At 50.3% G+C, this 21,906-nt stretch carries 20 protein-coding genes; 15 read left to right on the forward strand and 5 right to left on the reverse strand.

Annotated features, from left to right (window positions below; all coding sequences use genetic code 11):
• Nucleotides 1-35: 35 nt before the first annotated feature.
• From rsmB to spoVM, 7 genes are all read left to right on the forward strand, one after another.
• Nucleotides 36-1,364, forward strand: coding sequence for a 16S rRNA (cytosine(967)-C(5))-methyltransferase RsmB (gene rsmB, locus AK95_RS30670; protein ID WP_071223954.1), 1,329 nt, complete (start codon nucleotides 36-38; stop codon nucleotides 1,362-1,364).
• A gap of 180 nt (nucleotides 1,365-1,544) precedes the next feature.
• Nucleotides 1,545-2,585, forward strand: coding sequence for a dual-specificity RNA methyltransferase RlmN (gene rlmN, locus AK95_RS30675; protein WP_071223702.1), 1,041 nt, complete (start codon nucleotides 1,545-1,547; stop codon nucleotides 2,583-2,585).
• A gap of 6 nt (nucleotides 2,586-2,591) precedes the next feature.
• Entirely contained in the window at nucleotides 2,592-3,368 is a 777-nt protein-coding gene (locus tag AK95_RS30680) for a Stp1/IreP family PP2C-type Ser/Thr phosphatase (RefSeq protein ID WP_071223703.1), read from the forward strand.
• The gene (pknB, locus tag AK95_RS30685) at nucleotides 3,365-5,503 is read left to right on the forward strand and encodes a Stk1 family PASTA domain-containing Ser/Thr kinase (RefSeq protein ID WP_071223704.1); all 2,139 of its coding nucleotides are present in this window, start codon (nucleotides 3,365-3,367) and stop codon (nucleotides 5,501-5,503) included. The genes AK95_RS30680 and pknB overlap by 4 nt, the downstream gene beginning before the upstream one ends.
• A gap of 51 nt (nucleotides 5,504-5,554) precedes the next feature.
• Complete coding sequence (gene rsgA / locus AK95_RS30690; RefSeq protein ID WP_071223705.1) at nucleotides 5,555-6,463, forward strand: ribosome small subunit-dependent GTPase A; 909 nt, start codon at nucleotides 5,555-5,557, stop codon at nucleotides 6,461-6,463.
• 3 nt (nucleotides 6,464-6,466) lie between these two features.
• A complete protein-coding gene (gene rpe, locus AK95_RS30695) occupies nucleotides 6,467-7,126 on the forward strand; it encodes a ribulose-phosphate 3-epimerase (RefSeq protein ID WP_071223956.1) in 660 nt (219 codons plus the stop codon).
• A 160-nt stretch (nucleotides 7,127-7,286) separates the two neighbouring features.
• Complete coding sequence (spoVM, locus tag AK95_RS30700) at nucleotides 7,287-7,367, forward strand: stage V sporulation protein SpoVM (RefSeq protein ID WP_034273235.1); 81 nt, start codon at nucleotides 7,287-7,289, stop codon at nucleotides 7,365-7,367.
• Nucleotides 7,368-7,809: 442 nt separating this feature from the next.
• Here the strand turns inward: spoVM and rpmB are convergent, their stop codons facing one another.
• On the reverse strand, nucleotides 7,810-7,998 hold the full coding sequence (rpmB, locus tag AK95_RS30705; RefSeq protein WP_006209230.1) for a 50S ribosomal protein L28: 189 nt from the start codon (nucleotides 7,996-7,998) through the stop codon (nucleotides 7,810-7,812).
• A 366-nt stretch (nucleotides 7,999-8,364) separates the two neighbouring features.
• On the opposite strand from rpmB, the gene AK95_RS30710 reads away from it, so the two are divergent.
• The 4 genes from AK95_RS30710 (at nucleotide 8,365) to AK95_RS30725 (ending at nucleotide 13,489) form a co-directional block, all read left to right on the forward strand.
• Nucleotides 8,365-10,143, forward strand: a complete 1,779-nt coding sequence (locus AK95_RS30710; RefSeq protein ID WP_071223706.1) for a DAK2 domain-containing protein — start codon at nucleotides 8,365-8,367, stop codon at nucleotides 10,141-10,143.
• Between the two features lie 48 nt (nucleotides 10,144-10,191).
• Complete coding sequence (locus AK95_RS30715; RefSeq protein WP_071223707.1) at nucleotides 10,192-11,049, forward strand: DegV family protein; 858 nt, start codon at nucleotides 10,192-10,194, stop codon at nucleotides 11,047-11,049.
• A 14-nt stretch (nucleotides 11,050-11,063) separates the two neighbouring features.
• Entirely contained in the window at nucleotides 11,064-13,115 is a 2,052-nt protein-coding gene (gene recG, locus AK95_RS30720) for an ATP-dependent DNA helicase RecG (RefSeq protein WP_071223708.1), read from the forward strand.
• Between the two features lie 86 nt (nucleotides 13,116-13,201).
• Complete coding sequence (locus AK95_RS30725) at nucleotides 13,202-13,489, forward strand: stage VI sporulation protein F (RefSeq protein ID WP_071223709.1); 288 nt, start codon at nucleotides 13,202-13,204, stop codon at nucleotides 13,487-13,489.
• Between the two features lie 224 nt (nucleotides 13,490-13,713).
• Here AK95_RS30725 and AK95_RS30730 read toward each other — a convergent pair whose 3' ends face one another.
• The gene (locus tag AK95_RS30730) at nucleotides 13,714-14,421 is read right to left on the reverse strand and encodes an SOS response-associated peptidase (RefSeq protein ID WP_071223710.1); all 708 of its coding nucleotides are present in this window, start codon (nucleotides 14,419-14,421) and stop codon (nucleotides 13,714-13,716) included.
• 195 nt (nucleotides 14,422-14,616) lie between these two features.
• On the opposite strand from AK95_RS30730, the gene AK95_RS30735 reads away from it, so the two are divergent.
• Complete coding sequence (locus AK95_RS30735) at nucleotides 14,617-15,918, forward strand: NCS2 family permease (RefSeq protein ID WP_071223711.1); 1,302 nt, start codon at nucleotides 14,617-14,619, stop codon at nucleotides 15,916-15,918.
• Nucleotides 15,919-16,159: 241 nt separating this feature from the next.
• On the opposite strand, the gene AK95_RS30740 is transcribed toward AK95_RS30735, so the two are convergent.
• Nucleotides 16,160-16,780 (reverse strand): putative glycolipid-binding domain-containing protein, encoded by a 621-nt coding sequence (locus tag AK95_RS30740; protein ID WP_071223712.1) that lies wholly within the window; start codon nucleotides 16,778-16,780, stop codon nucleotides 16,160-16,162.
• 236 nt (nucleotides 16,781-17,016) lie between these two features.
• Between AK95_RS30740 and AK95_RS30745 the strand changes: the two genes are divergently transcribed.
• Nucleotides 17,017-18,606: a sensor domain-containing diguanylate cyclase gene (locus AK95_RS30745; RefSeq protein WP_071223713.1), complete on the forward strand. Its 1,590-nt coding sequence runs from the start codon at nucleotides 17,017-17,019 to the stop codon at nucleotides 18,604-18,606.
• Between the two features lie 66 nt (nucleotides 18,607-18,672).
• On the opposite strand, the gene AK95_RS30750 is transcribed toward AK95_RS30745, so the two are convergent.
• Together AK95_RS30750 and AK95_RS30755 are read right to left on the reverse strand one after the other, a co-directional pair.
• Nucleotides 18,673-19,212: an arsinothricin resistance N-acetyltransferase ArsN1 family A gene (locus AK95_RS30750; protein WP_071223714.1), complete on the reverse strand. Its 540-nt coding sequence runs from the start codon at nucleotides 19,210-19,212 to the stop codon at nucleotides 18,673-18,675.
• Nucleotides 19,213-19,241: 29 nt separating this feature from the next.
• Nucleotides 19,242-19,691 (reverse strand): MarR family winged helix-turn-helix transcriptional regulator, encoded by a 450-nt coding sequence (locus AK95_RS30755; RefSeq protein ID WP_071223715.1) that lies wholly within the window; start codon nucleotides 19,689-19,691, stop codon nucleotides 19,242-19,244.
• A gap of 286 nt (nucleotides 19,692-19,977) precedes the next feature.
• On the opposite strand from AK95_RS30755, the gene AK95_RS30760 reads away from it, so the two are divergent.
• Both AK95_RS30760 and AK95_RS30765 read left to right on the forward strand, forming a co-directional pair.
• A complete protein-coding gene (locus AK95_RS30760) occupies nucleotides 19,978-20,328 on the forward strand; it encodes an ArsR/SmtB family transcription factor (protein WP_071223716.1) in 351 nt (116 codons plus the stop codon).
• 160 nt (nucleotides 20,329-20,488) lie between these two features.
• A complete protein-coding gene (locus AK95_RS30765; protein WP_071223717.1) occupies nucleotides 20,489-21,895 on the forward strand; it encodes an FAD-dependent oxidoreductase in 1,407 nt (468 codons plus the stop codon).
• Nucleotides 21,896-21,906 lie beyond the last annotated feature (11 nt).

Below are 21,906 nucleotides of genomic sequence, written 5' to 3' on the forward strand. Positions count from 1 at the left end.
CGAAGGGACGCCTGGACTCTCCTCGGGAGCTGGCGATGGATGTATTGACTCAGGTTGAGCAGGAGGGGGCGTACAGCAATCTCCTGCTCAACTCCGCTCTGCAGAAGTCCTCGCTTGCAAAGAGCGACGCGGGACTTGCCACAGAGCTGATCTATGGCACGATCTCAAGACTCAACACGCTCGATTATTTTTTGGACAAGTTTGTCAACAAAGGGGTACAGAAGCTTCAGCCGTGGGTAAGAGCACTGCTTCGCATCAGTCTGTATCAGGTCATATATCTGGATCGGATTCCGGATCACGCGGTTGTCAGCGAGGCCGTTAATCTGGCGAAGCGCCGCGGGCATCAAGGGATCTCCGGCATGGTAAACGGGGTGCTTCGGAATATTTTGCGCCAGAAGGAAAGTTTGGCGATCCCTGAGAATATGCCGCCGGCCCAGCGCATTTCCCTGCAGCATTCCCATCCGTTGTGGCTGGTGGAGCGCTGGATATCCCAGTACGGGATCGAGACGGCAGAGGCAATCTGTGCCGCAAACAACGAACCGCCGGCTGTCAGCGTGAGAGTGAACACTACGATGATCAGCCGCGACGATATGCTGGAATTAATGAGCAGCCAAGGCTTTGAAGCTGCCCCATCGCCTCTTAGTCCCTACGGGATTGTTGTAAGGGGAGCTGGTAATATGGCCTTGACCGATTGGTACCGGGATGGAATGATCTCGATCCAGGATGAAAGCTCCATGCTGGTCGCTGAGGCTGTTAACCCTGAGCCGGGAATGCGGGTGCTGGATTGCTGCGCAGCCCCGGGCGGGAAGAGTGCCCACATGGGCGAGCTGATGAAGGATGTGGGCAGCATTGTTGCCAACGACATTCATGCTCATAAAGGCAAGCTGATATCGGATCAGGCAGGCCGTCTGGGACTGGACAGCATTTCGATCGTGACCGGGGACGCGCTGGATTTGGTTGACCGCTTCGAGCCTGCGTCTTTTGATCGAATTTTGCTGGATGCTCCGTGTTCGGGTCTTGGCGTCATCCGCCGCAAGCCCGATCTGAAGTGGGGCAAGTCACAGGAGGACATCCATGAAATAGCGGCGCTGCAGCTCAGGCTGCTGGAGTCGGTCTCCACGTTGCTTCGTCCCGGAGGGCTCTTGGTGTACAGCACGTGCACGATTGAGCCGCTGGAGAATGAAGGGGTTGTATCTGCTTTTCTGGATAGCCATTCCGGGTTTGGAATCGCGGAAGATGGTCTTGGAGACTTAAGCCGGCTGGAAGGGATATCGCTTCAGCGGGGAGGCGGGATTCAAATTCTGCCCCAGCATTACCATAGTGACGGATTTTACATTGCAAGACTCGGCAGACGTCCCTCTTAAGGGCCCCGCCGCCATGACTATAGTCGTATCCCGCCAATGCCGGCGGGTTTTCCTCTTTTACCGTCTCTTTTATTTATGTTAGAATAGGAAGAATGAAAAAAGAGATGCATATGAATGTAATAGGGAGCGTTCGGAAGAATACTGGCTGGACATCCTCTAAATTAGACAGGTGTGGTGAGAATGAAACCTTTTATATATGATTATTCACTGGAAGAGCTTCAAGCATGGGCTCAAGAGAACGGGGAGCCCGCGTTTCGGGGAACCCAGATTTATGACTGGCTGTACGTGAAGCGGGTGAACGACTTCGCAGAAATGACGAATCTGTCCAAGGAGTTTCGGACCAAGCTGGAGCAGGAATTCAGTTTCGTTACCTTGACGGAAATCACCAAGCTGGAGTCGAAGGACGGAACGGTCAAGTTTCTGTTCGGCCTGCATGATGACCATGCAATCGAGACCGTCATCATGAGGCACAATTACGGCAACAGCATCTGCGTTACAACGCAGGTTGGCTGCCGTATCGGATGTACGTTCTGCGCATCCACACTGGGTGGCCTGAAGCGAAATTTGACCTCCGGCGAAATTGTTGCCCAAGTGGTCCAGGCGCAGAAGATTCTCGATAAGACGGGAGAACGTGTTAGCAGCATCGTGATCATGGGCTCAGGTGAACCGTTTGAGAATTATGAAGCGACCATGAAGTTCCTGCGCACGATGATCCATGAAAAAGGATTGAATATCGGCCAGCGCCACATTACCGTTTCGACGAGTGGCATTGTGCCTAACATCTATAAATTCACGGAAGAGGATACCCAGATTAATCTGGCCATCTCCATTCATGCACCGAACGATAAGCTGCGTTCCAAGCTGATGCCTGTGAACCGTCGGTTCCCGTTTGACGACGTGATTGAGTCTCTTCGTTATTATCAAGCAAAAACCGGACGCCGCATTACGTTTGAATACGCCTTGATCGGCGGCGTAAATGATCAGGTTGAGCATGCCGAAGAGCTTGCGGACGTCATTAAGGATATGAACTGCTTCGTCAATCTGATTCCGGTTAACCATGTGCCGGAACGGAAATATGTTCGCACATCGCGTAACGATATTTTCAAATTTCAACGTGCGTTAGCAGACAAGGGGGTCAATGTGACCATCCGTCGTGAACAAGGCCATGATATCGCTGCCGCTTGCGGTCAGCTGCGGGCCAAGCATATGGAGTTGAGGTGAGAAGATTTGATCAAGACGGTTCATGTAAGCCATGTGGGACGCGTTCGTCCTGTTAATGAAGATTCGGTATTTGTTAGCACACTGGAGCATGGCTATACCTTGGGTGTGGTTGCTGACGGTATGGGAGGTCACCTTGCAGGTGACACCGCCAGCAGGCTTGCGGTAGATACCGTGGCCGAGGATCTGTCCTCTTTGGAGGAGGACATGTCCATGGAAAGTATTCGGGCTGCGCTTGGTGATGCCATATTGCATGCCAATGCAGTTATCTATCGGGAAGCCTCGGCTGATGAGCGGCTTCACAATATGGGCACGACGATTGTAGCGGTGCTGCTGCGGGGTTCCGAAGGTTATATCGGACATATCGGGGACAGCAGGGCTTACAAAGTCGTTCCCGGACAAGTGATTCGACTCACAGATGATCACACATTGGTTAATGAGCTTTTTAAGAGTGGTCAGATTACGGAAGATCAACTGGAAACCCATCCCCGGAAAAACGTATTAAGCCGGGCACTTGGAACGGATGTGGATGTGACGGTTGAGCTTACACCGGTTACGATCGGAGAAGGCGAAGTGCTGCTGCTCTGCAGTGACGGGCTCAGCAACCGGGTCAGCCGCGAGCTGATCGGACAAATTTCCGGTTCACTTGACCTTCCTCTGGAAGAAAGAGCGGATCGCCTGCTTCAACTGGCACTTCTTGCTGGCGGTGAGGACAACATCACGGTCGCAATGTTTGAACATCAAGAGGAAGTTGTCGGGCAACGTATAAAGGGGTGGGATTCATGATCGGACATGAATTGGCTGGTCGTTATAAGATTATAGAACGCATCGGTGGCGGTGGCATGGCGCTGGTCTACAAGGCTCAGGATATTTTGCTGAACCGGAATGTAGCGATCAAAGTGCTGCGCCAGCAGTTTGTGCACGACGAGGAATTTATCCGCCGTTTCCGGCGTGAGGCACAATCAGCGGCTTCGTTGTCGCATTCCAACGTGGTCAGCATCTATGATGTGGGCCAAGAGGAAGATGTGCATTACATCGTCATGGAATATATCGAAGGTCAGAACTTGAATGAAATCATAAAAGAACGGGCACCGCTGCAGGTAGAAGAAGCTGTGCGGATTGCTACCCAGATTTGCGATGCGCTGGGACACGCTCATCATAACCAGATCATTCACCGGGATATTAAACCGCATAATATTCTGATTGGCCGTAATGGGAGGGTCAAAGTAACGGACTTTGGCATTGCCAGGGCGGTCACGTCGACAACCATTACGCAGACAGGCTCTGTTGTGGGCTCTGTGCATTACTTCTCGCCGGAGCACGCCAAGGGCGTCGTGACGGGCGAGAAATCGGATTTATACTCCCTTGGTATTGTGTTATATCAAATGCTCACGGCCCGTCTTCCTTTTCTGGGCGAGAGCCCGATTAGTGTTGCTCTGAAGCATCTCCAGGAGGAATTTGATGAGCCTAGAGAAGTAAACCCGCTCATTCCTCAAAGCGTGGAGAACATCATCCTGAAGTCCATGCGCAAAAACCCGGAGGAGCGTTATCAGTCCGCGGAAGAGATGATGGACGATCTTGAGACGTGCTTGATGCCGATGCGACTCAACGAACCGAAGATGGAGTTTGAGGACGATGCCGATTCTACCCTGGTCATGCCCGCACTCAAAACGATGCAGCGCAGCAGTCAGCATCATCAAGACGATGACGACGACTCGGATGACGACGAGTTTGAGGAAAAGCCGACCGGCAAACCGAAGAAAAAATGGGTCAAGCCGACCATCATCATCGGCTCGGTACTCCTGTTCCTCGGCCTTATGTTCGGCGTCGTCATGTATGTGAACAATATGCTGGAGGTACCGGAGGTTAAGGTGCCGCCAGTTGTAGGCATGACGGAGGAGGATGCGATCCGCGAGCTTGAGGCCAAAGGCTTGACGGTGAATGAGGAAGTCATTCGTGAATATAAACCGAATGTGGACGAAGGCATCGTGTTTGCACAGGACAAGGAAGCTGAGACCATGCTGAAGAAGGGGTCTCCAGTTCAATTGTCGGTTGGGGATGCGAAGCCGCTTCCGGAAATGCCGGACCTTAATGGGATGACGTTTGATGAGGCTGTTGCTGCGTTAAAAAAAATTGGCGTTAAGGAAACCTCCATTAAACGATCGTCCGAAAAAAATGATGAAGTTCCTCAAGGCAAGATCTTTAAACAAAGTCCAGAAGCCGCTACAAAAATCGATCCGGAAACGGAAGTAATCAACGTAACGGTAAGCGAGGGCAAGAATTTTGTTCCTATGCCTGGCGTGGTTGGCTTAGAGCAGGAGAATGCCGTCAATATATTGGAGTCCAATGGCTTTACGGTTGAGGCAATCAAAGAGAGATCCAGTTATGAAGTGAAGAAAGGTATCGTAGTAGAGCAGTGGCCGCATGAGGCCAATGAACAGGTTGCTCCAGGCTCCAAAATCACGCTGTTCGTCAGCTCAGGCTATCCTTCGGATGCGCTTGAGTATAATTACAGTGTACCGGTCTCACCAAGTACGGAAGGCCAAGAAAGCAAAATACGGGTCGTCTTCACGGACGCGCTGGGAGAAAACCAGGAAGCCGTGAACAAGACCATTACGACCTCGGAAATGGTACCTGTTAAGCTGCTGCTGGCTCCCGACAAGCATGCAACGGTCATGATCTTCCGTGACGGTCGCCAGGTGGATACGTACAGCGTAAGTTACAGCGACGTCAAGAACGGCACCGTGCCGCAGCCGACCTTTGAACAACCGCCTGTTGAACCTGATGTACCGGTGGACACTAATCCGGATGAAGGAAATGGCGAGGAAGGTTCGAATGAGGAAGATGATGCTGCTTACCATTGGGACAATGGTAACAATGGAAACGGCAAGGGTAATGGCAAAGGTAATGATAACGATTAGAAACAAGTCGTGAGAATACTAAATTTCAACAAGAAAGGTGAGGCCTATTATATGCTAGAGGGACTGATCGTGAAGGCACTAAGCGGATATTATTATGTCAAACCCATGCAGGATGGCAACATTATATCCGGGGAGGACCCAGCGGTTCAATGCAGAGCCCGCGGCATTTTCAAAAAGAAAGGCATCTCTCCGCTCGTTGGAGATCACGTTATGTATTCATTGACTGAAAATGGGGAAGGGACCGTGGACGAAATTCTTCCACGGTCTTCCCAATTAATTCGCCCGCCTGTCGCAAACGTCGACTTGGCGGTGCTGTTGTTTTCGGTCAAAGAACCGGATCTGAGCCTGCATCTGCTGGACAAGTTTCTGGTACATATAGAGCATGAGGGCCTTGAGGCATTGATCTGTCTGACGAAGCAGGATCTTGTGGACGCCTCCGACGATGTGCTGGAGCAGGTGAAGCGTCAGTATGAAGAGATTGGTTACGAAGTGCTGATTACCAGCTCTCTGCAAGGGATCGGGACCGAAGAGGTAAAGAAACGGCTGGCCGGCCGAATCAGTGTCTTCTCCGGTCAATCCGGTGTCGGGAAATCGTCCCTGCTGAATGCGTTAATGCCAGGCCTCTCGCTGGAGACGAGCGAAATCAGCCTGCGTCTTGGCCGCGGTCGGCATACGACACGCCATGTAGAGCTGATTGAGCTTGATAACGGGGGGTATGTCGCCGATACCCCCGGTTTTAGCCAACTGGATTTTCTGGAGTTGGGTGTCGAGGAGTTATCGACCTGTTTTAGAGAATTTGCTCCTTATGCTGCCGAATGCAAATTCAGAGGCTGCAGTCATCTGCATGAGCCGGGCTGCCGGGTGCTCCAAGCCAAAGAGGATGGAATCATCCTGGCTAGCCGTTATGAGCATTATGTGGAGTTTTATACGGAGATGAAAGAGAAGAAACGGAGGTACTGAATGATGATAAAAATTGCCCCATCCATATTGTCAGCGGATTTTGCGAAGCTGGGACAAGAAATTAAGGAAGCCGAGGCCGGCGGAGCCGATTGGATTCATGTGGATGTCATGGACGGACACTTTGTACCTAATATTACGCTGGGCCCACCGATCGTCCAAGCCATCAGGCCTCATACGAGCCTGACGCTTGACGTGCATCTGATGATTGAACAGCCGGAGCTGTATATTGCGGACTTCGTCAAGGCTGGAGCTGACCTGATCACCGTTCATGCCGAGACCTGCCCGCATCTTCATCGGGTCATCCATCTGATCAAAGAGTTTGGCGTGAAGGCAGGCGTCGCGATCAATCCGGCTACGCCGGCCCATGTCCTTCAGGAAGTGCTCCCTGACTTGGACTTGGTCCTGGTAATGACCGTGAATCCTGGATTTGGCGGACAGGCTTTCATCGAGCGGACCATAAACAAGATCTCGCAGCTGCGTGAATGGATTTCAAACTCCGACAACCCGAGCATCCATATTGAAGTGGATGGCGGCATTACAGCGGAGACAGCGCCGCTTGTGGTGGAAGCGGGAGCGGATGTCCTGGTTGCGGGCAGCGCCGTATTCGGCAAGCCGGATCGCGCGGCAGCTATTGCAAAAATCCGCGACAGCGTAACATCTTGACCAGTACGTGAACAACGGGATGCATAGGGCGCGGGTTTCCCGCATAAATATGGTTACATGAGCTGGGTTCTCATGTAGCCTTTTTTGTCTGTGTTCACATCTATGGGCTTGGTGCATAACATAATCTAGGAAGGCATGAGAATGATGGGGAGGGTGAGACATGAAATTCTATACGTTCAAGCTGCCGAAGTTTTTGGGAGGTTTTGTGAAGGCCATCTTAAATACGTTTCACAAGAGCTGACAGCTTGTCCCGGCGTAACAAAACCTCCGCCTGGGACTGACGCCGCCTAGCCGGTTCTGGGGAAAGAGGCAAGAACACTCCGATAGAGCGCATGGAGGACATACCGCAGCTGCATGCGGAGGTTTTTCTTGCGGTATAAGAAAGCCAAAATGCGCGATAGTTCTCCTTCGCTTTCTTATATCAAAAGAAGAGTGTCTAGCGACGTACTTATCGAGGACAGACCGCGTTCGACCGGAAGTTTTTCTTGCGATATAAGAAAGCGGAAGTTATGCTCTTTCATCTTTCTTATATCTAAATAAAAAAAGCACCTGCTAACTGCTAAGGGTGCTTTTTGTTTAGAAGGAGAATATGTATCTAAACGCAAGAAAAACTTCCTTGTCCCGGATCGCCCACAAATGGTGCCTGGAGATTAAGAAGTTTTTCTTCATATAACACAAGATGATTATACGCGAGTCACTTTACCGGATTTCAAAGCGCGAGTGCTGACGTATACACGTTTTGGCTTGCCATCCACCAAAATGCGAACCTTTTGAACGTTGACACCCCAAGAACGCTTGTTGTGATTGTTAGCGTGAGAAACATGGTTACCACTGCTTGGTTTCTTGCCAGTTACATAACATTTGCGAGCCATTCATTACACCTCCTTGTTCCTAACCCTGCATGAAACAATACTTAAATATAATATCACAGTAAAAATTGCTCCGTCAACTGTCCTAAAAACATTTATTTCTCTTTGCCATTATAGTACAATGTTGATTAGTCCATAATATTTCCGAACAAATAGTTCGTGGGCTGGTCGGCATGGCTCTCAAGAAGCTTGGGAACCGCCGCAAAGCGTAGAGGACGAGAGGATAGCCCATCATAGATTTATGATCCATTAATCATGATAAGTCTTTTATTTACTGCTTGGGCATTTCGTCAGCTATAAGCTATGAAATAGATATGAAATTTACGACAAGAAGTGTTATGGGTATCAAGCCAGGAAGGGGAATTCTCATTGAGTAAGCGTTCTTTGAATGGAACAGAATTTACCGCGATGGTCCTAGCCGGAGCGGAGCAGCTGCAGCAGCATGCAGAACACGTCAATTCCCTGAATGTGTTCCCGGTGCCGGACGGCGATACGGGGACCAACATGAATTTGACGATGACTGCAGGTGTGGCAGAACTGAAGAGTAAGTACTCGGAGTCCGTCGGGCATAGTGCCGGTGTGCTATCCAAGGGGCTTCTGATGGGAGCCAGAGGGAACTCGGGGGTTATTCTGTCCCAGCTGTTCCGCGGTTTCAGCCGATATGCGGCACCTTATACAGAACTAAATTCTCATCAATTCGCCGCAGCGCTGCAGACAGGCGTAGAAGCTGCGTATAAAGCTGTTGTAAAGCCTGTTGAAGGCACCATCCTTACCGTAGCTAAAGAAGCGGCCAAGCATGCGGTCTATTTCTCCCGCCGCAACAACGATATCGTGGAATTGATGGAGCAGGTGTTGGCCAAAGCCAAAGAAACACTGTCCCAGACGCCTGATATGCTCCCTGTTCTGAAGCAGGTTGGCGTTGTGGATTCGGGTGGCCAGGGCCTGGTTTACATTTATGAAGGTTTCTTGCAGGTGCTAAGAAAAGACGCTCCGTCCGGATCGTTTGCTGTTGCGGAAGGACAAGCTGAACAGAGCAGCAAGGCACCAGCCTTCCAAGCGGTTCCTGACTTCTCGGCGGTTCAAGCTCCGGCCTCAGCCCAGTCCAGACTATCCACAGAGGACATTGAATTTTTATATGACATGGAATTCTTTATTAATAGGCAGCTCGGGGAAGGAACGGGTGCAGACTTTGATGAAGATAAGTTCCGGAAAGCGCTTGCAGTGAATGGTGATTCCATCATTGTTATCGCCGATGACGAGACCATCAAAGTTCATGTGCATTCCAAAGCTCCGGGCGAAGTGTTGAACCTGGCATTACTGTATGGAGAAATCACCCAGATTCATATATTGAATATGCGCGAGCAGCACCGTGATTTGCTCACAACGGGAATGGACATCGCACCGATGCCCGAGTTGTTTGCGGATATTCCGGCAGAGACCGTAACACCGGAAGCTCCGGCTGTTCCTCCGGCAGACGAGATCGCACCGTACGGGTTCATTGCAGTATCGTCAGGGGAAGGCATCTCTGACATATTCAAAAGTCTGGGCGTTGACGTCGTTCTCTCCGGAGGACAGACGATGAACCCGAGCACCGAGGATTTTGTCAATGCGATTTCTTCGATCTCGGCTCAGCAGATTTACATTCTGCCGAACAACTCCAACATCGTGCTGGCTGCCCAGCAGGCGAGAGAGCTTCTCGAAGGCGAGCGCAGTGTAACGGTCATTCCGAGCAAGACGATTCCGCAGGGGATCGCGGCTGCATTTGCTTTCCAGGAAGATGAGAATGCGGATATGAATACCGACAACATGCTGGATGCGATCACTCGTGTGCAATCAGGTCAGGTAACCTATGCTGTTCGGGACACAACGATTGATGATCTGGAGATCAAGGCCGGTCAATTCATCGGCATTCGCAATTCCAATATCGTTGCAGCGAATGAGGATTTGATTACGACCTCCCAAGATTTGCTGGGTAAAATGCTGGAGTCCGGCGATGAAATCGTGACTCTGCTTACAGGGGCGGACGCAAGCGAAGAATCGACCAACGCACTCACGGAGTGGCTCGGCGAGCAGTACCCTAACGCAGAGGTTGAGGTACACTACGGCGGACAGCCGATCTATTCCTATCTGTTCTCCGTTGAGTCTTGATAAACAACGCTTTGACATTATGCAAGGTACATTTTAGGAGGGGTTCCGGTGAATAAGACCGTTATTGTGACAGACAGCACAGCGGATATTCCGGCAGACCTGGCGAAGCAACACAACATTCATATTGTGCCGCTGAGACTTATGTTCGGGGAAGATACGTATTTGGACGGAGTCGAAATTACCCCGGGAGAGTTCTACAAAAAGCTGGTGCAATCGCCCCAGCTTCCAACGACCTCCCAGCCTTCACCCGCAGATTTTGTAGCTGTGTATGAGTCCATTCTGGAACAGCACCCCGGCTGCTCCATTGTGTCCATTCACATCTCATCCGGCTTGAGTGGAACGTATCAGTCCGCATTGCTTGCAACCTCTCTAATCGAAGGAGAAGCGGATATCACCGTATGGGATTCCAAATCGGCGTCCTACGGTTTCGGACTATTCGTGGTTCATGCAGCGAAGCTCGCACAAGCAGGTGCGGCTGTTCCAGATATTATTTCGTCGCTTGAGGATCTTCGCTCCAAGCGCCGTCTCTACTTCCTGGTAGACACGCTGGAGTATTTGCAGAAGGGTGGGCGAATTGGCAAGGCTTCGGCTGTGCTTGGAACCCTGCTTAACATTAAGCCGATCCTGTCCATTGACGGCGAAGGGATTATCTTTCCGGTAGACAAGGTGCGCGGTCGCAAGAAAGCGACGGCCAAAATCATTGAGCTGTTTCAACAGGATCTATCCGGTGTGAAAAATATTAAAGTGGCTGTGGGTCATACAGCTGACCCTGCTCAGGTTGAGGATTTTCTGCAGCAGCTGTCCGCTGTGTTTACGATCGAGGAAACGGTGTTCTCCGAGATCGGTCCGGTTATCGGCACGCACGTTGGACCGGGAACCATTGCAGCATATATATGGCCTGCTTAAGTGAGGTAGATGATATGAGTCTCAAACTCGATCAAATATCCGTCAGACAGATCAACGGCGTGAGCGCCCTGAAAGAGGGGGAGCTTCACGCCTTTGGCGTCTCTACGGTCAAGGATCTTTTGGAGTATTACCCTTTCCGGTATGAGGATTACCGGCTCCGTTCCCTGAGTGAAGTCAAGGACGGAGACAAAATTACCATTCAAGCCAAGATCGCCAGCGTGCCGGTACTGCAGCGCTACGGGCGTAAATCCCGTCTCACCTGCAAAATGCTGGCCGAAAACTGGATGTTCACCGCGACCTGGTTTAACCGGCATTTTCTGAAGGACCAGCTTACGGCCGGCCGGGAGATCGTGCTGACGGGCAAATGGGATCAGCGCAGAATGCAGCTTACGGTGTCCGAATCCGAGTTCCCGGATAAGGGAGCCTTTCGCAGCGGAACGCTGCAGCCGGTGTATTCCATCGGCGGGAAGATCACGCAATCCTGGATCCGAAAAACGATGGGACAGGCATTGGAGCAATACGGGGAGATGATTCCCGAGATTTTGCCGCAATCCCTGCTCAGGAAATATGATCTAATGCCCCGTAAAGCGGCGATTATGACGATTCATCAGCCTGTCGATTCCCGGGAAGGTCAGGAAGGGCGGCGCCGGATGGTGTACGAGGAGCTCTTCTTGTTCCAATTGAAAATGCAGGCGTTCCGCGCGCTGAACCGGAGTCGGATGGACGGTGTTGTACATACGGCTGACAATGCAACTATCCGGGAGTTCGTGCGCAGCTTCCCGTTTGAGCTTACCGATGCGCAGAAGAAGGTGGAGCTGGAGATTTTGCATGATATGCGCTCCCCTTACTGCATGAACCGCTTGCTTCAAGGAGACGTCGGTTCGGGAAAAACGATTGTTGCCGCCATCGCTCTGTTTACAACGGTACGCTCAGGCTTTCAAGGGGCCTTGATGGTGCCGACAGAGATTCTTGCCGAACAGCATATGCGTTCCTTGCAGAAGCTGTTTGAGCCTTTTGGCATTACTGTGGGCCTGTTGACAGGCAGCGTAACGGGGAAGAAGCGTAAAGACCTGCTGGCTTCCTTACAGATGGGGTTGACGGACGTTGTCGTGGGTACCCATGCTCTCATCCAGGATGATGTGTACTTCCGGGAGCTGGGACTCGTCGTGACGGACGAGCAGCACCGTTTTGGCGTGAATCAGCGAAGCGTACTCCGCCGTAAAGGCTATAACCCGGATGTGCTCACGATGACGGCGACGCCGATTCCACGGACGCTGGCAATTACCGCCTTTGGCGATATGGATGTATCCACGCTGTCAGAGCGTCCGAAAGGTCGTATTCCCATTACGACCTATTGGGTCAAACATGAACTCATGGACCGTGTGCTCGGATTTATTTCCCGGGAAGTAAATCAAGGACGTCAGGCATATCTGATTGCTCCTTTGATTGAAGAATCGGACAAGCTGGACGTTCAGAATGCGATCGATTTGCATGTCCAGATGCAGCAGGCCTTTCCTGCATATGCTGTGGGGCTGCTGCACGGCCGTATGACGCCTGCCGAGAAGGATGAGGTCATGCGCCAATTCTACAGCAATGAGGTCCAGCTGTTGATTTCCACGACGGTCGTTGAGGTTGGCGTCGATGTGCCGAACGCAACCCTGATGATCATTATGGATGCCGATCGCTTCGGTCTGTCCCAGCTGCACCAGCTTCGGGGCCGCGTTGGCCGTGGGCAGCATGCATCCTATTGCGTGCTTGTGGCCGATCCGAAATCGGAAGTGGGTCAGGAGCGGATGCAGGTTATGACCGAAACCGAGGACGGCTTCGAGGTATCCCGGAGGGATTTGGAGCTTCGGGGCCCTGGCGACTTTTTCGGTACGAAGCAGAGCGGACTGCCGGAATTCCGGCTGGCCGACATGGTCGCCGACTTCAAAGTAGTGGAGGAGGCCAGGGGCGATGCAGCGGCTCTTGTCAGCGACAGTTCCTTCTGGACGTCTCCTGAATATGAGCCATTGCGCGACTTTTTGCAGCAGGAGAAGATCTTTCAGGGCGATATCATGGATTAATGACATGAATCTGTTGGCACAATGGACAGACCTTCGTCATATACTCAAAAAAGGTAGCAGCATTTATGACTGGAGGTGCTTCAACATTGAGTTATCAGCAGTACGGGATTAGTCCGCAGCTGGTAGAACGAATCAAGCTAAAAATGAAAAACCCGGCGGTCAAGGACAGAATTAAAGGGCTGACTCAGGGGTTGACCAAGGCAGATCTTCAAAATAGCGCAAAAGTCCATCAATTGATCCGGACTGCCAGCGGCATCTTGAATGAAAAGCTGAGCTCCACGCAGGAGCAGCAAATGGTTCAATTCGTGCTTGCACAGCGCATCGATCCGAACAACACCTTCCATTTGATCAAGCTGTGGGGGATGTTTCGATAACAATTGGATGACATCAAGGATTGACTTTGCATAGAAGAAGCCCCTCTCGGGAGTGTATTCTCCTTATGAGCAGGGGCTTTTGATTTGGGATGTGCAGGGATGAAACGTTCCTGACGTTTTTCCGCAAATGGAGTTTTTGATTTATGTTCCAATCGATAGAAAAGCAACCGGCAAGTTGAGAAAAAGCTGAATTTGAAGAGGAATCCCGAACCTTTCCAACAGTTTTAGCCGCCCGTAATGGAGCGGATGCAATCTTCCGTGTCATTTTTAACGGAGTTCACGGTGGTGCTGACCGGTACGGCCTGCATTTCCTCCGCGGGGTAAGGCCTCAGAAGCTCTTTGAGGGATTGCAGGAAGGAAGGGCTGCTATCATTGGTATGGGAAGACGTCTGTCGTTCAAGCCATAGGGCTTCGTCTGCGGGTCTCAGAATGACCGGCATTCGGTTATGGATCGGCTCCATAAGTTGATTGGGTGCGGTGGTGATGACGGTGCAAGTGCTGAGCTTATCTCCGCTAGGGGTGATCCAGGTATCGTACAGACCGGCCATGCTGAATATTTCACCGTTCCTCAAACCGATGCGAAAGGGCTGCTTGCCATTGTCGTTTTTTTGCCATTCGTAAAAGCCGTCTGCAGGAATCAGGCATCTTTTCCGATAAAAGGGCATCCTAAAGGCAGGCTTGTCTTCCAGCGTTTCACTGCGCGCATTGATCATTTTGGCTCCGGCCGAGGAATCCTTGGCCCAGGATGGGACAAGCCCCCATTGCAGCTGACCGATTCGGTTGGTGCTGCCGTCGTTAATAATCGCCGTGACCATCTGCGTAGGAGCGATGTTGTACCGGGGAATGTGAAAGGGAGATACCGATTCGGGATCAATGAGATACCTGGTCATCAGTTCTTCCCAAGTGACCGTGAGGGTAAAGCGTCCGCACATCGTTTCAAGCCTCCTGTCATTTGCTGTCCCTTAAGATTTGAATAGATTGTCTAATCAAGATTTTTATCGAGTTCAGGACGAAATGCTATGTAGAGATTTACAATACATTTGTGTTTGAGTATATCAAATAATGCGTAACTTACCAAAAGGGGCTGGCGCGTAGCCAGGCCAAGCATCATGAATGGAGGATTTTTCGTGTTTGATTTAAAAGCTAACGGTACCTCGGTTAAGACAGAAGTTGTTGCCGGGGCCACGACGTTTTTCACGATGGCGTATGTGACCGTTGTGAATCCGCTGATTCTATCGCAAGCGGGTGTGCCTTTTGAGCAGAGCTTCACGGCTACGATTATTGCCGCTGTGATTGGTACACTGCTGATGGGGCTCGTAGCCCGCTACCCGATCGCTGTGGCGCCGGGGATGGGCTTGAATGCCTACTTCACCTATTCCGTTGTTCAAGGACATGCCGGACTTGGGTATATTGAAGCTTTCTCGGCCGTCTTTATAGCCGGTATTCTGTTTCTGGTGTTATCGATGACTTCCCTGCGGCGCAGGCTGATTGAGATGATCCCGGCGAATCTGAAACATGCGATCACGGTCGGTATCGGCCTGTTTATTGCTTTTATCGGTTTGCGGATGAGCGGCATTATTACAGCGCATCCGGACAATCTGGTAGCGCTCGGCGATCTACACCAGCCATCGGTTGTGCTCGCCTTGGTAGGACTAGCGGTTACGCTTGTGCTGCTGGCCCGCGATGTGAAGGGTGCCTTGTTTATCGGTATGATTATTACCGGCATTATTGCTTATTTTGCCGATATGCTGTCCTTTTCGGGCGGAATTATGTCGGTTCCTACGCTGCCGGAAGGCATTCTGGTATGGAACCCGATTACCGCTGCCTCGGATGTGATCAGGCATGGGCTCTATGCCGTTGTGTTCTCGTTCCTCCTGGTGACGCTGTTCGATACCACAGGTACGGTAGTTGGTGTGGCGGAGCAGGCGGGGCTGATGAAGGATAACAAGCTGCCTCGTGCAGAACGTGCCATGTTCTCCGATTCGGTGGCAACCGTGGCCGGATCCATGGTCGGGACAAGCCCGACCACCGCTTATGTTGAATCAGCAGCCGGCGTTGGCGCAGGCGGTCGGACTGGATTGACGGCGGTCGTCGTTGCCGCGTTGTTCGTGGTTGCCGCCTTTTTCAGTCCGCTGATCGGCGCAGTTGCCGGATTGTCCGCCATTACGGCACCCTCGCTCATCGTAGTGGGCTGCCTGATGCTGAGCAGCGTTCAGCACATCCGGTGGAATGATTTTGATGAAGCGTTCCCCGCGTTTCTCGTCATCCTGACCATGCCGCTTACGTCCAGCATCGCGACCGGGATCGCGCTCGGTTTTATTTCTTACCCACTGATGAAAATCGTCAAGGGCAAGTGGAAGGCGGTTCACCCGTTGATGTATATTTTTGCGGTGCTGTTCGTACTGCAGCTAGTCTTTGTCCCTCATTGATTCAGGAGCATTAGGCGCATGAAAATCCCCTACAAGGTCTAAGCAGACCCGGCAGGGGATTTTTGGCATGCCGATAAGTATTGTAGCCGATCACCGAATTCTCGCCGATGGATACTTTCACCGAAAATGAGCGTGAGGCTTGCTTGTAACGGTCGAGATGATGCTGCAATGAACGGTTCCGGGTTGTTGTTTTCGTCCGGTTACAGGGATCCTCCTTCTGGTGGACATGGACGCACAGGGCTCAGCGAGCTCGGCTCCATACGTCGGCGTACCTCGTGACGAGGCCGTGCTCGTCAACCTCCAAATCCGCTTGATAGGCACCATGGTTACTCTCATAACGGTAGGTATACTCGCCCGTACGCGTATATTGCTGGGGAAGGGGGGCAATGGTTAGACTCGGGAACTGAATCCAGACGGCCGTCATGGACGTGCTCTCTCCAGGCTTCAGCTTCAAGCGTCGGATCGGCAGGGTGTTGGTTGAAGGGGTAATCCCGAGATCAATGTCGGTCAGGCCGGCAAATCCGGTGAGCTCAGTATCGCCGTTCCACCAGCGGCCGTCATCATCCCGCTCCAGGTGAAGGGACTGAACTTCCGTGCCGCTTGAGAGCTTAATCTTTACCTTCCGGGTCTGCCAACTGCGGGTGGTTTCAACCTCATAGGAGCAATGGAGCGGCCGGCCATCCAGACCGGCTACGACCATTCCGGTGAGCGTGAACCCGGTATGGTGGCGATAGAGCCGGCCATGCTCCAGAGAGGGGAGATCGTGCCTGTTCCAGAGCATCGACTGCAGAAGCTGGCCAGGGATGGTGGTTTTTTGTCCGAGGAGATGGTTGTCTGCCTCTGCATATATGTTGTCGTTCAAAGTGAGATCACATCCTTATCAAAAATGGAGACTGTTCCTCTACATTGTATAACGAACATATGTTTGTTATAAAGCGATAAGCGATAAATAAAGTACGTGTTACTCCATGACAAGTCGCAGCCTTTAACACAAAACGCTTCATCCATATATGGACGCATAAACGATTGTGAAGTAATATGTAAAGATCGTATAATCATCCGGCAATATTTTTCATCAAGAGTAGGGGAGCAGCCGCCGTGAACATACCTAAACAACGCATCAAAATCAGTCTAGCCATGGTTATGCCTGCGCTGGTTTCATTATCCATTCTCATGACGATGTCGATTATGTTCTATATCCAGTATAAAAACGAGAAACGATCCTTATACAACAACACCATGTCCCTTAATTTATCCTCCGCACAAAAAATGGCGGTTACCATTGAAGCTCTTTTCTCAGGGATGCGCCAAAGTCTTCGCGCCTCTGCCAACAATCCGGCTATTGAGGCCAGCGCGGCATCCGATCAGAAGGAGCTGCAGGTCATTTTTGATCTGATGCTGCAGAGCAGCCCTTACTTCAACTCCGTATTTTGGGCCGATCAAGCGGGTACCATTCGCGTGGTTTCTCCTGTGGGGAATAATTTGAATCAGGCCCGATTAAAAACGGAGGGGACTACGGAGGCGCTACAGGATAGAAAGTCCTATATATCTGCACCGTATAGAACTCCTGCCGGACGCTGGATTGTCCTTGCGAGCGAGCCGATTTTTGACAGCTCCGGCAAGTATCACGGTATGATTGGCGGCACAATCTACTTGGAAGAAAACAATATATTGCATCGGATCTTCGGTTCCGGTGCGGGGAATGAAGAAGAATCCTACTCCTACATCGTGGATTCCGGTGGGATTCTGCTCTATCATCTGGATAAAAGCCGGGTAGGTGAGGATGTCAGTTCTAATGTCGTGGTGAAGCGGCTCATGGGCGGCGAGAGCGGCATGCAACGCGTCATGAATACGCATGGTGACGATTATTTGGCCGGTTATGCCAGCGTTACGATGAATGGCTGGGGGATTGTCATGCAGACGTCGGTAAGTTCCATCCTGGCCGATGTCAATCGCAACTTGGAAGACCAATTGAGAAGCATGCTTTTTCCGATCGTGCTTATGCTGGTCATAGCCGCCTATACGGCTGCAAGAATTGCCGCTCCGTTTACCCGGCTGTATAAATTAACGAAATCGGTAGCAGCTGGCCAAACGGTGTCTTCCGAGGAATTCCGGCCGCATTGGAATCGGGAAGCGGATCAATTAAATCAGATTATGCGGGCTGCTGCCGAATCGTTGGCCAAGCAGACCCTTTCGTTACAGCAGGAAGCCATCACGGATCCATTGACGGGGCTGTCCAATCGCCGAGAGCTGGAACGCTGCCTTGATTCATGGGAAGCGCTCGGGGATCCATATGCCGTTATAATGCTGGACATTGACCATTTTAAAAGCGTAAACGATACTTATGGCCATCAAACCGGCGACCGGGTCCTGAAGCTGGTGGCAGCCGTCATGATGGAATGCGTTCCAGCGGATGCGGTATGCTCCCGTTTTGGCGGGGAGGAATTTGTCGTTCTTCTTCGCGAGCGGAGCCAGGACGAGGCATACCTCACCGCTGAGCGGATACGCAGCACGATCCTGATTTCCCCGATCCCTTATTCCGGAACGCTTACCGTCTCGATCGGCGTATCCTTATATCCTGAACATGGCGGGAACCGAGAGGACGTATTCCAGGCGGCGGATATGGCGTTATACCGGGCGAAGGGGGAAGGGCGGAACCGGACGGTCGCGGCAGGATTATCGGTGTAAAAACAAACGTATGTGTTGTATCAGCAAGGAGGGATGTCTCTATGGGACAGCCTCCTTTTATTAAATTCAAATATTTTTGCTGATGAAAGAAAGCGAGGGATTTGTCCCCTTGTTCAATAACTTCTCCATAATCTTGACGTCTACGAACTCTCCATCTAAGATGCCTTGGTTTTCAAGAACACCGACGTCGCGGTATCCCAGTTTATGATATAGGCCTTGACCGTTTTGATTAAATGGAAAGGTGAACAACACGATTTTATAAAACCTTTGTTCCTTTGCAATTACCTCAAGATGCTGAAGCAGCAAACCTCCGATTCCTTGGCCTCTGAATGCCCGATCGATGTATATGGACAGGTCGGCAACACCGTCATAAGCACATCGCTGCGAGTAAGGGTTGAGGGAAGCCCAGCCGATCACATCGCCAGCGAACTCGGCTACAATGACAGCGTAACGATCTTGGTGTTGTTGGAACCAGTTATTCATATATGCAATATCCTTTACATCCGTTTCAAGGGTTGCAATCCGATCCTCGATTCCTTGATTATAAATGTTCAATATTCGTTCCATATCGTCATTGACCGCTGCTCTAATCAAAGTGTTGTTCACTGTTGGTTCCCCCTATAAATCATAATTATTTATTCAGATATTGGGCCACAGCATTTACTGGATTTGGCCATTGCATCGTTGAAAATCTTAACGGAGTGAAGCACGGTTTCTTTTTCGAACTCGGTCATATACGAAAATACTTCGTTCAGGTAGTCATTCATTTGTTGATCAATGGTAGTCGCTATAAACTTTCCCTCCGTCGTAAGAGCCAGCGTATAAACTCTTCGGTCCTGCGGATCCTGAGTTTTTTTCACTAAATTCATTTTGATTAGGGATTGTACCTGTCTGCTAAACGTCGTAATGTCGGTTCCAAGCGTAACTGCAATCTGTTGCATGGAAGGGTTGTGCTGCCGATCCACTTCGTATAGGATGTGGCTTTGTACTAATGTGACATCGTTTCCTCCAACACTGCAGCAGTTTTTATTAAGTAGACCAAATCTTCGGGTCATGATCTGAAACAACTCGCGAGCATTTTCCATTGCTAAATCACCTCTTGTCATAGTTATACAACATACACTTGCAGTATGCAAATAAATATTAATCCATATAATATAATGATTTGCAGTTCAATAAGCTGGGTGAATAATTATTAAATCAAAATATTTTGATTTAGTCCTTGAATATGAAATTACATCATGATATGCTTCATTCATCAAAATTAATTGATGGATGGTGGAATGTCCAATGACGACGATGAAGTCTTCGGCCCATATCACTGTACAACCAGCCGCTGTTTGTTGCTGCTGCTAAATGGAGGTTACGGTTATGATCAAAGAACTGAATGTTATCCAGGGATCCAGCGAGACTGTTGATTTTACCCAATACGAGGCTAAGTTCAAAGCATTGGCGGATCAGAAAAGACTGAAAATCATGCATGAACTCAGCCAAAAAGGAAGCGTCTGCGTCTGTGACCTGATGGAAATTATGGAAATGCCTCAGTCTAAGCTATCCTATCACCTCAGAGTCCTACTCGATGCCCAATTGGTCACTCTCGAGACCAGAGGAACCTGGAGCTATTATGAATTAAATCATGCTGTAGTCAACCGGCTGCTTTCACTGGATTTGTGCTGCATTTTCCGTACAATGGATGCCAAGCAGAGTGGATGCTGCTCATAAGATCCGCAAGAACTGTTGGTTTTTTACTGTACTCCTAATTTAACTTATACTTGCAAAATACAAGTTATTAAGTTTTGTTTATAGTTTAAAACAGATTTCTTCTTTATTTAGTCAATAAATCAAAAAAAATTGATAAGTAGAAATGCAGGAGGATTTATGTATGAAAAACATTGAATTTAAGGTAGCTCCAACATCTTGCTGTACACCCCTGGTAACAACTAAAACTAAAGAAACGGTCAAGGAGGAGCATGCTTCCTACAACAATAATCTGCCGGTCGCGATTATCGGTGCCGGTCCGATTGGCTTGGCAGCCGCAGCGCACTTGGCGGAGAGAGGACAAAAATTCATCCTTTTTGAAGCCGGGCCCAGCATTGGTCAAAACATCCTGCAATGGGGACATGTACGTCTTTTTTCACCATGGAAGTATAACCTCGATAAAGCCGCTGAGCGTCTTTTACGCAATCATGGGTGGAAGCCTCCCGTTCTAACGGATTTGCCTCTTGGTCAAGAGTTGGTTCATCAGTATTTGGAGCCTGTGGCAAAATTGCCTGAATTAGAGCCTTACATTAGGTTGAATTCCAAAGTCATCTCCATAACGAAGAAGAACACAGATAAAATGAAATCCGCAAATCGTGAAGCTGCGCCATTTGTACTATATGTTGAAACAAGCGTCTCCACCGAGCGGTTTGAAGCACGGGCGGTGATCGATGCCTCCGGGACTTGGGGTCATTCGAATCCGCTGCATGCAGACGGGATATGGACACGTGAAGAGCGTGATCTGAAAGATCGCATTTATTATGGAATTCCGGATTTATCAGGAGAACAAAGGCAGAAGTATACAGGGAAACGTGTAGCAGTTGTAGGAGGCGGGCATTCGGCGATCAACACATTACTGGATCTAGCCAAGCTTAAAGAGACGGATTCGGATACGGAAATCATTTGGGTGATGAGAAAGAAATCGGTGGAAGAAGCTTACGGTGGGGAAGAGAATGACCAATTAGAGGCACGAGGAGCACTTGGAAGCCACATTCACCAGCTGATTGATGCCGGCCAAATCCAAGTGGTTACTCCATTCATGATCGAAGGGCTTTCCAAAAACGATGGAAGAATGACAATCAAGGGGAATGTAAATGGCGAAACTAAGGATATCCAAGAAATCGACGAAATGATCGTAAATACAGGAAGCCGACCGGATTTCTCATTCTTGAGTGAGATTAGACTTAGCATTGATCCTGCTACGGAGAGTGTTGAAGCGCTTGCGCCCCTAATCGATCCCAACGTGCACAGCTGCGGAACCGTAAGACCCCATGGCGAAAAAGAGCTGCGTCATGTAGACAAGAACTTTTATCTCGTTGGAATGAAAAGTTATGGCCGGGCACCAACCTTCCTTATGGCAACAGGCTACGAACAGGTTAGATCCATTGCGGCATATCTCGATGGAGATATGGAATCCGCGCTAAAAGTTGAATTAGAGCTGCCCGAGACCGGCGTGTGTGGAATTAGCAGTGCTCCGAATGCCAACGATTGTTGTATGCCTGCTGCCTCATCTACTTCGGAATGCAATTAATATGAAGGGGT

Source organism: Paenibacillus sp. LC231, from assembly GCF_001860525.1.
In the GTDB taxonomy this organism is placed as follows: Bacteria; Bacillota; Bacilli; order Paenibacillales; family Paenibacillaceae; genus Paenibacillus_AQ.

Excerpts from the sequence above, each read along its gene's own strand:
- AK95_RS30755 (WP_071223715.1), bottom strand. The coding sequence starts at position 19,691 with ATGGAAAATGCTCGCGAGTTGTTTCAGATCATGACCCGAAGATTTGGT.
- spoVM (WP_034273235.1), top strand. The coding sequence starts at position 7,287 with ATGAAATTCTATACGTTCAAGCTGCCGAAGTTTTTGGGAGGTTTTGTG.
- recG (WP_071223708.1), top strand. The coding sequence starts at position 11,064 with ATGAGTCTCAAACTCGATCAAATATCCGTCAGACAGATCAACGGCGTG.
- rpmB (WP_006209230.1), bottom strand. The coding sequence starts at position 7,998 with ATGGCTCGCAAATGTTATGTAACTGGCAAGAAACCAAGCAGTGGTAAC.
- pknB (WP_071223704.1), top strand. The coding sequence starts at position 3,365 with ATGATCGGACATGAATTGGCTGGTCGTTATAAGATTATAGAACGCATC.
- rpe (WP_071223956.1), top strand. The coding sequence starts at position 6,467 with ATGATAAAAATTGCCCCATCCATATTGTCAGCGGATTTTGCGAAGCTG.
- rsmB (WP_071223954.1), top strand. The coding sequence starts at position 36 with ATGGATGTATTGACTCAGGTTGAGCAGGAGGGGGCGTACAGCAATCTC.
- AK95_RS30730 (WP_071223710.1), bottom strand. The coding sequence starts at position 14,421 with ATGTGCGGACGCTTTACCCTCACGGTCACTTGGGAAGAACTGATGACC.
- rsgA (WP_071223705.1), top strand. The coding sequence starts at position 5,555 with ATGCTAGAGGGACTGATCGTGAAGGCACTAAGCGGATATTATTATGTC.
- AK95_RS30765 (WP_071223717.1), top strand. The coding sequence starts at position 20,489 with ATGAAAAACATTGAATTTAAGGTAGCTCCAACATCTTGCTGTACACCC.
- AK95_RS30760 (WP_071223716.1), top strand. The coding sequence starts at position 19,978 with ATGATCAAAGAACTGAATGTTATCCAGGGATCCAGCGAGACTGTTGAT.
- rlmN (WP_071223702.1), top strand. The coding sequence starts at position 1,545 with ATGAAACCTTTTATATATGATTATTCACTGGAAGAGCTTCAAGCATGG.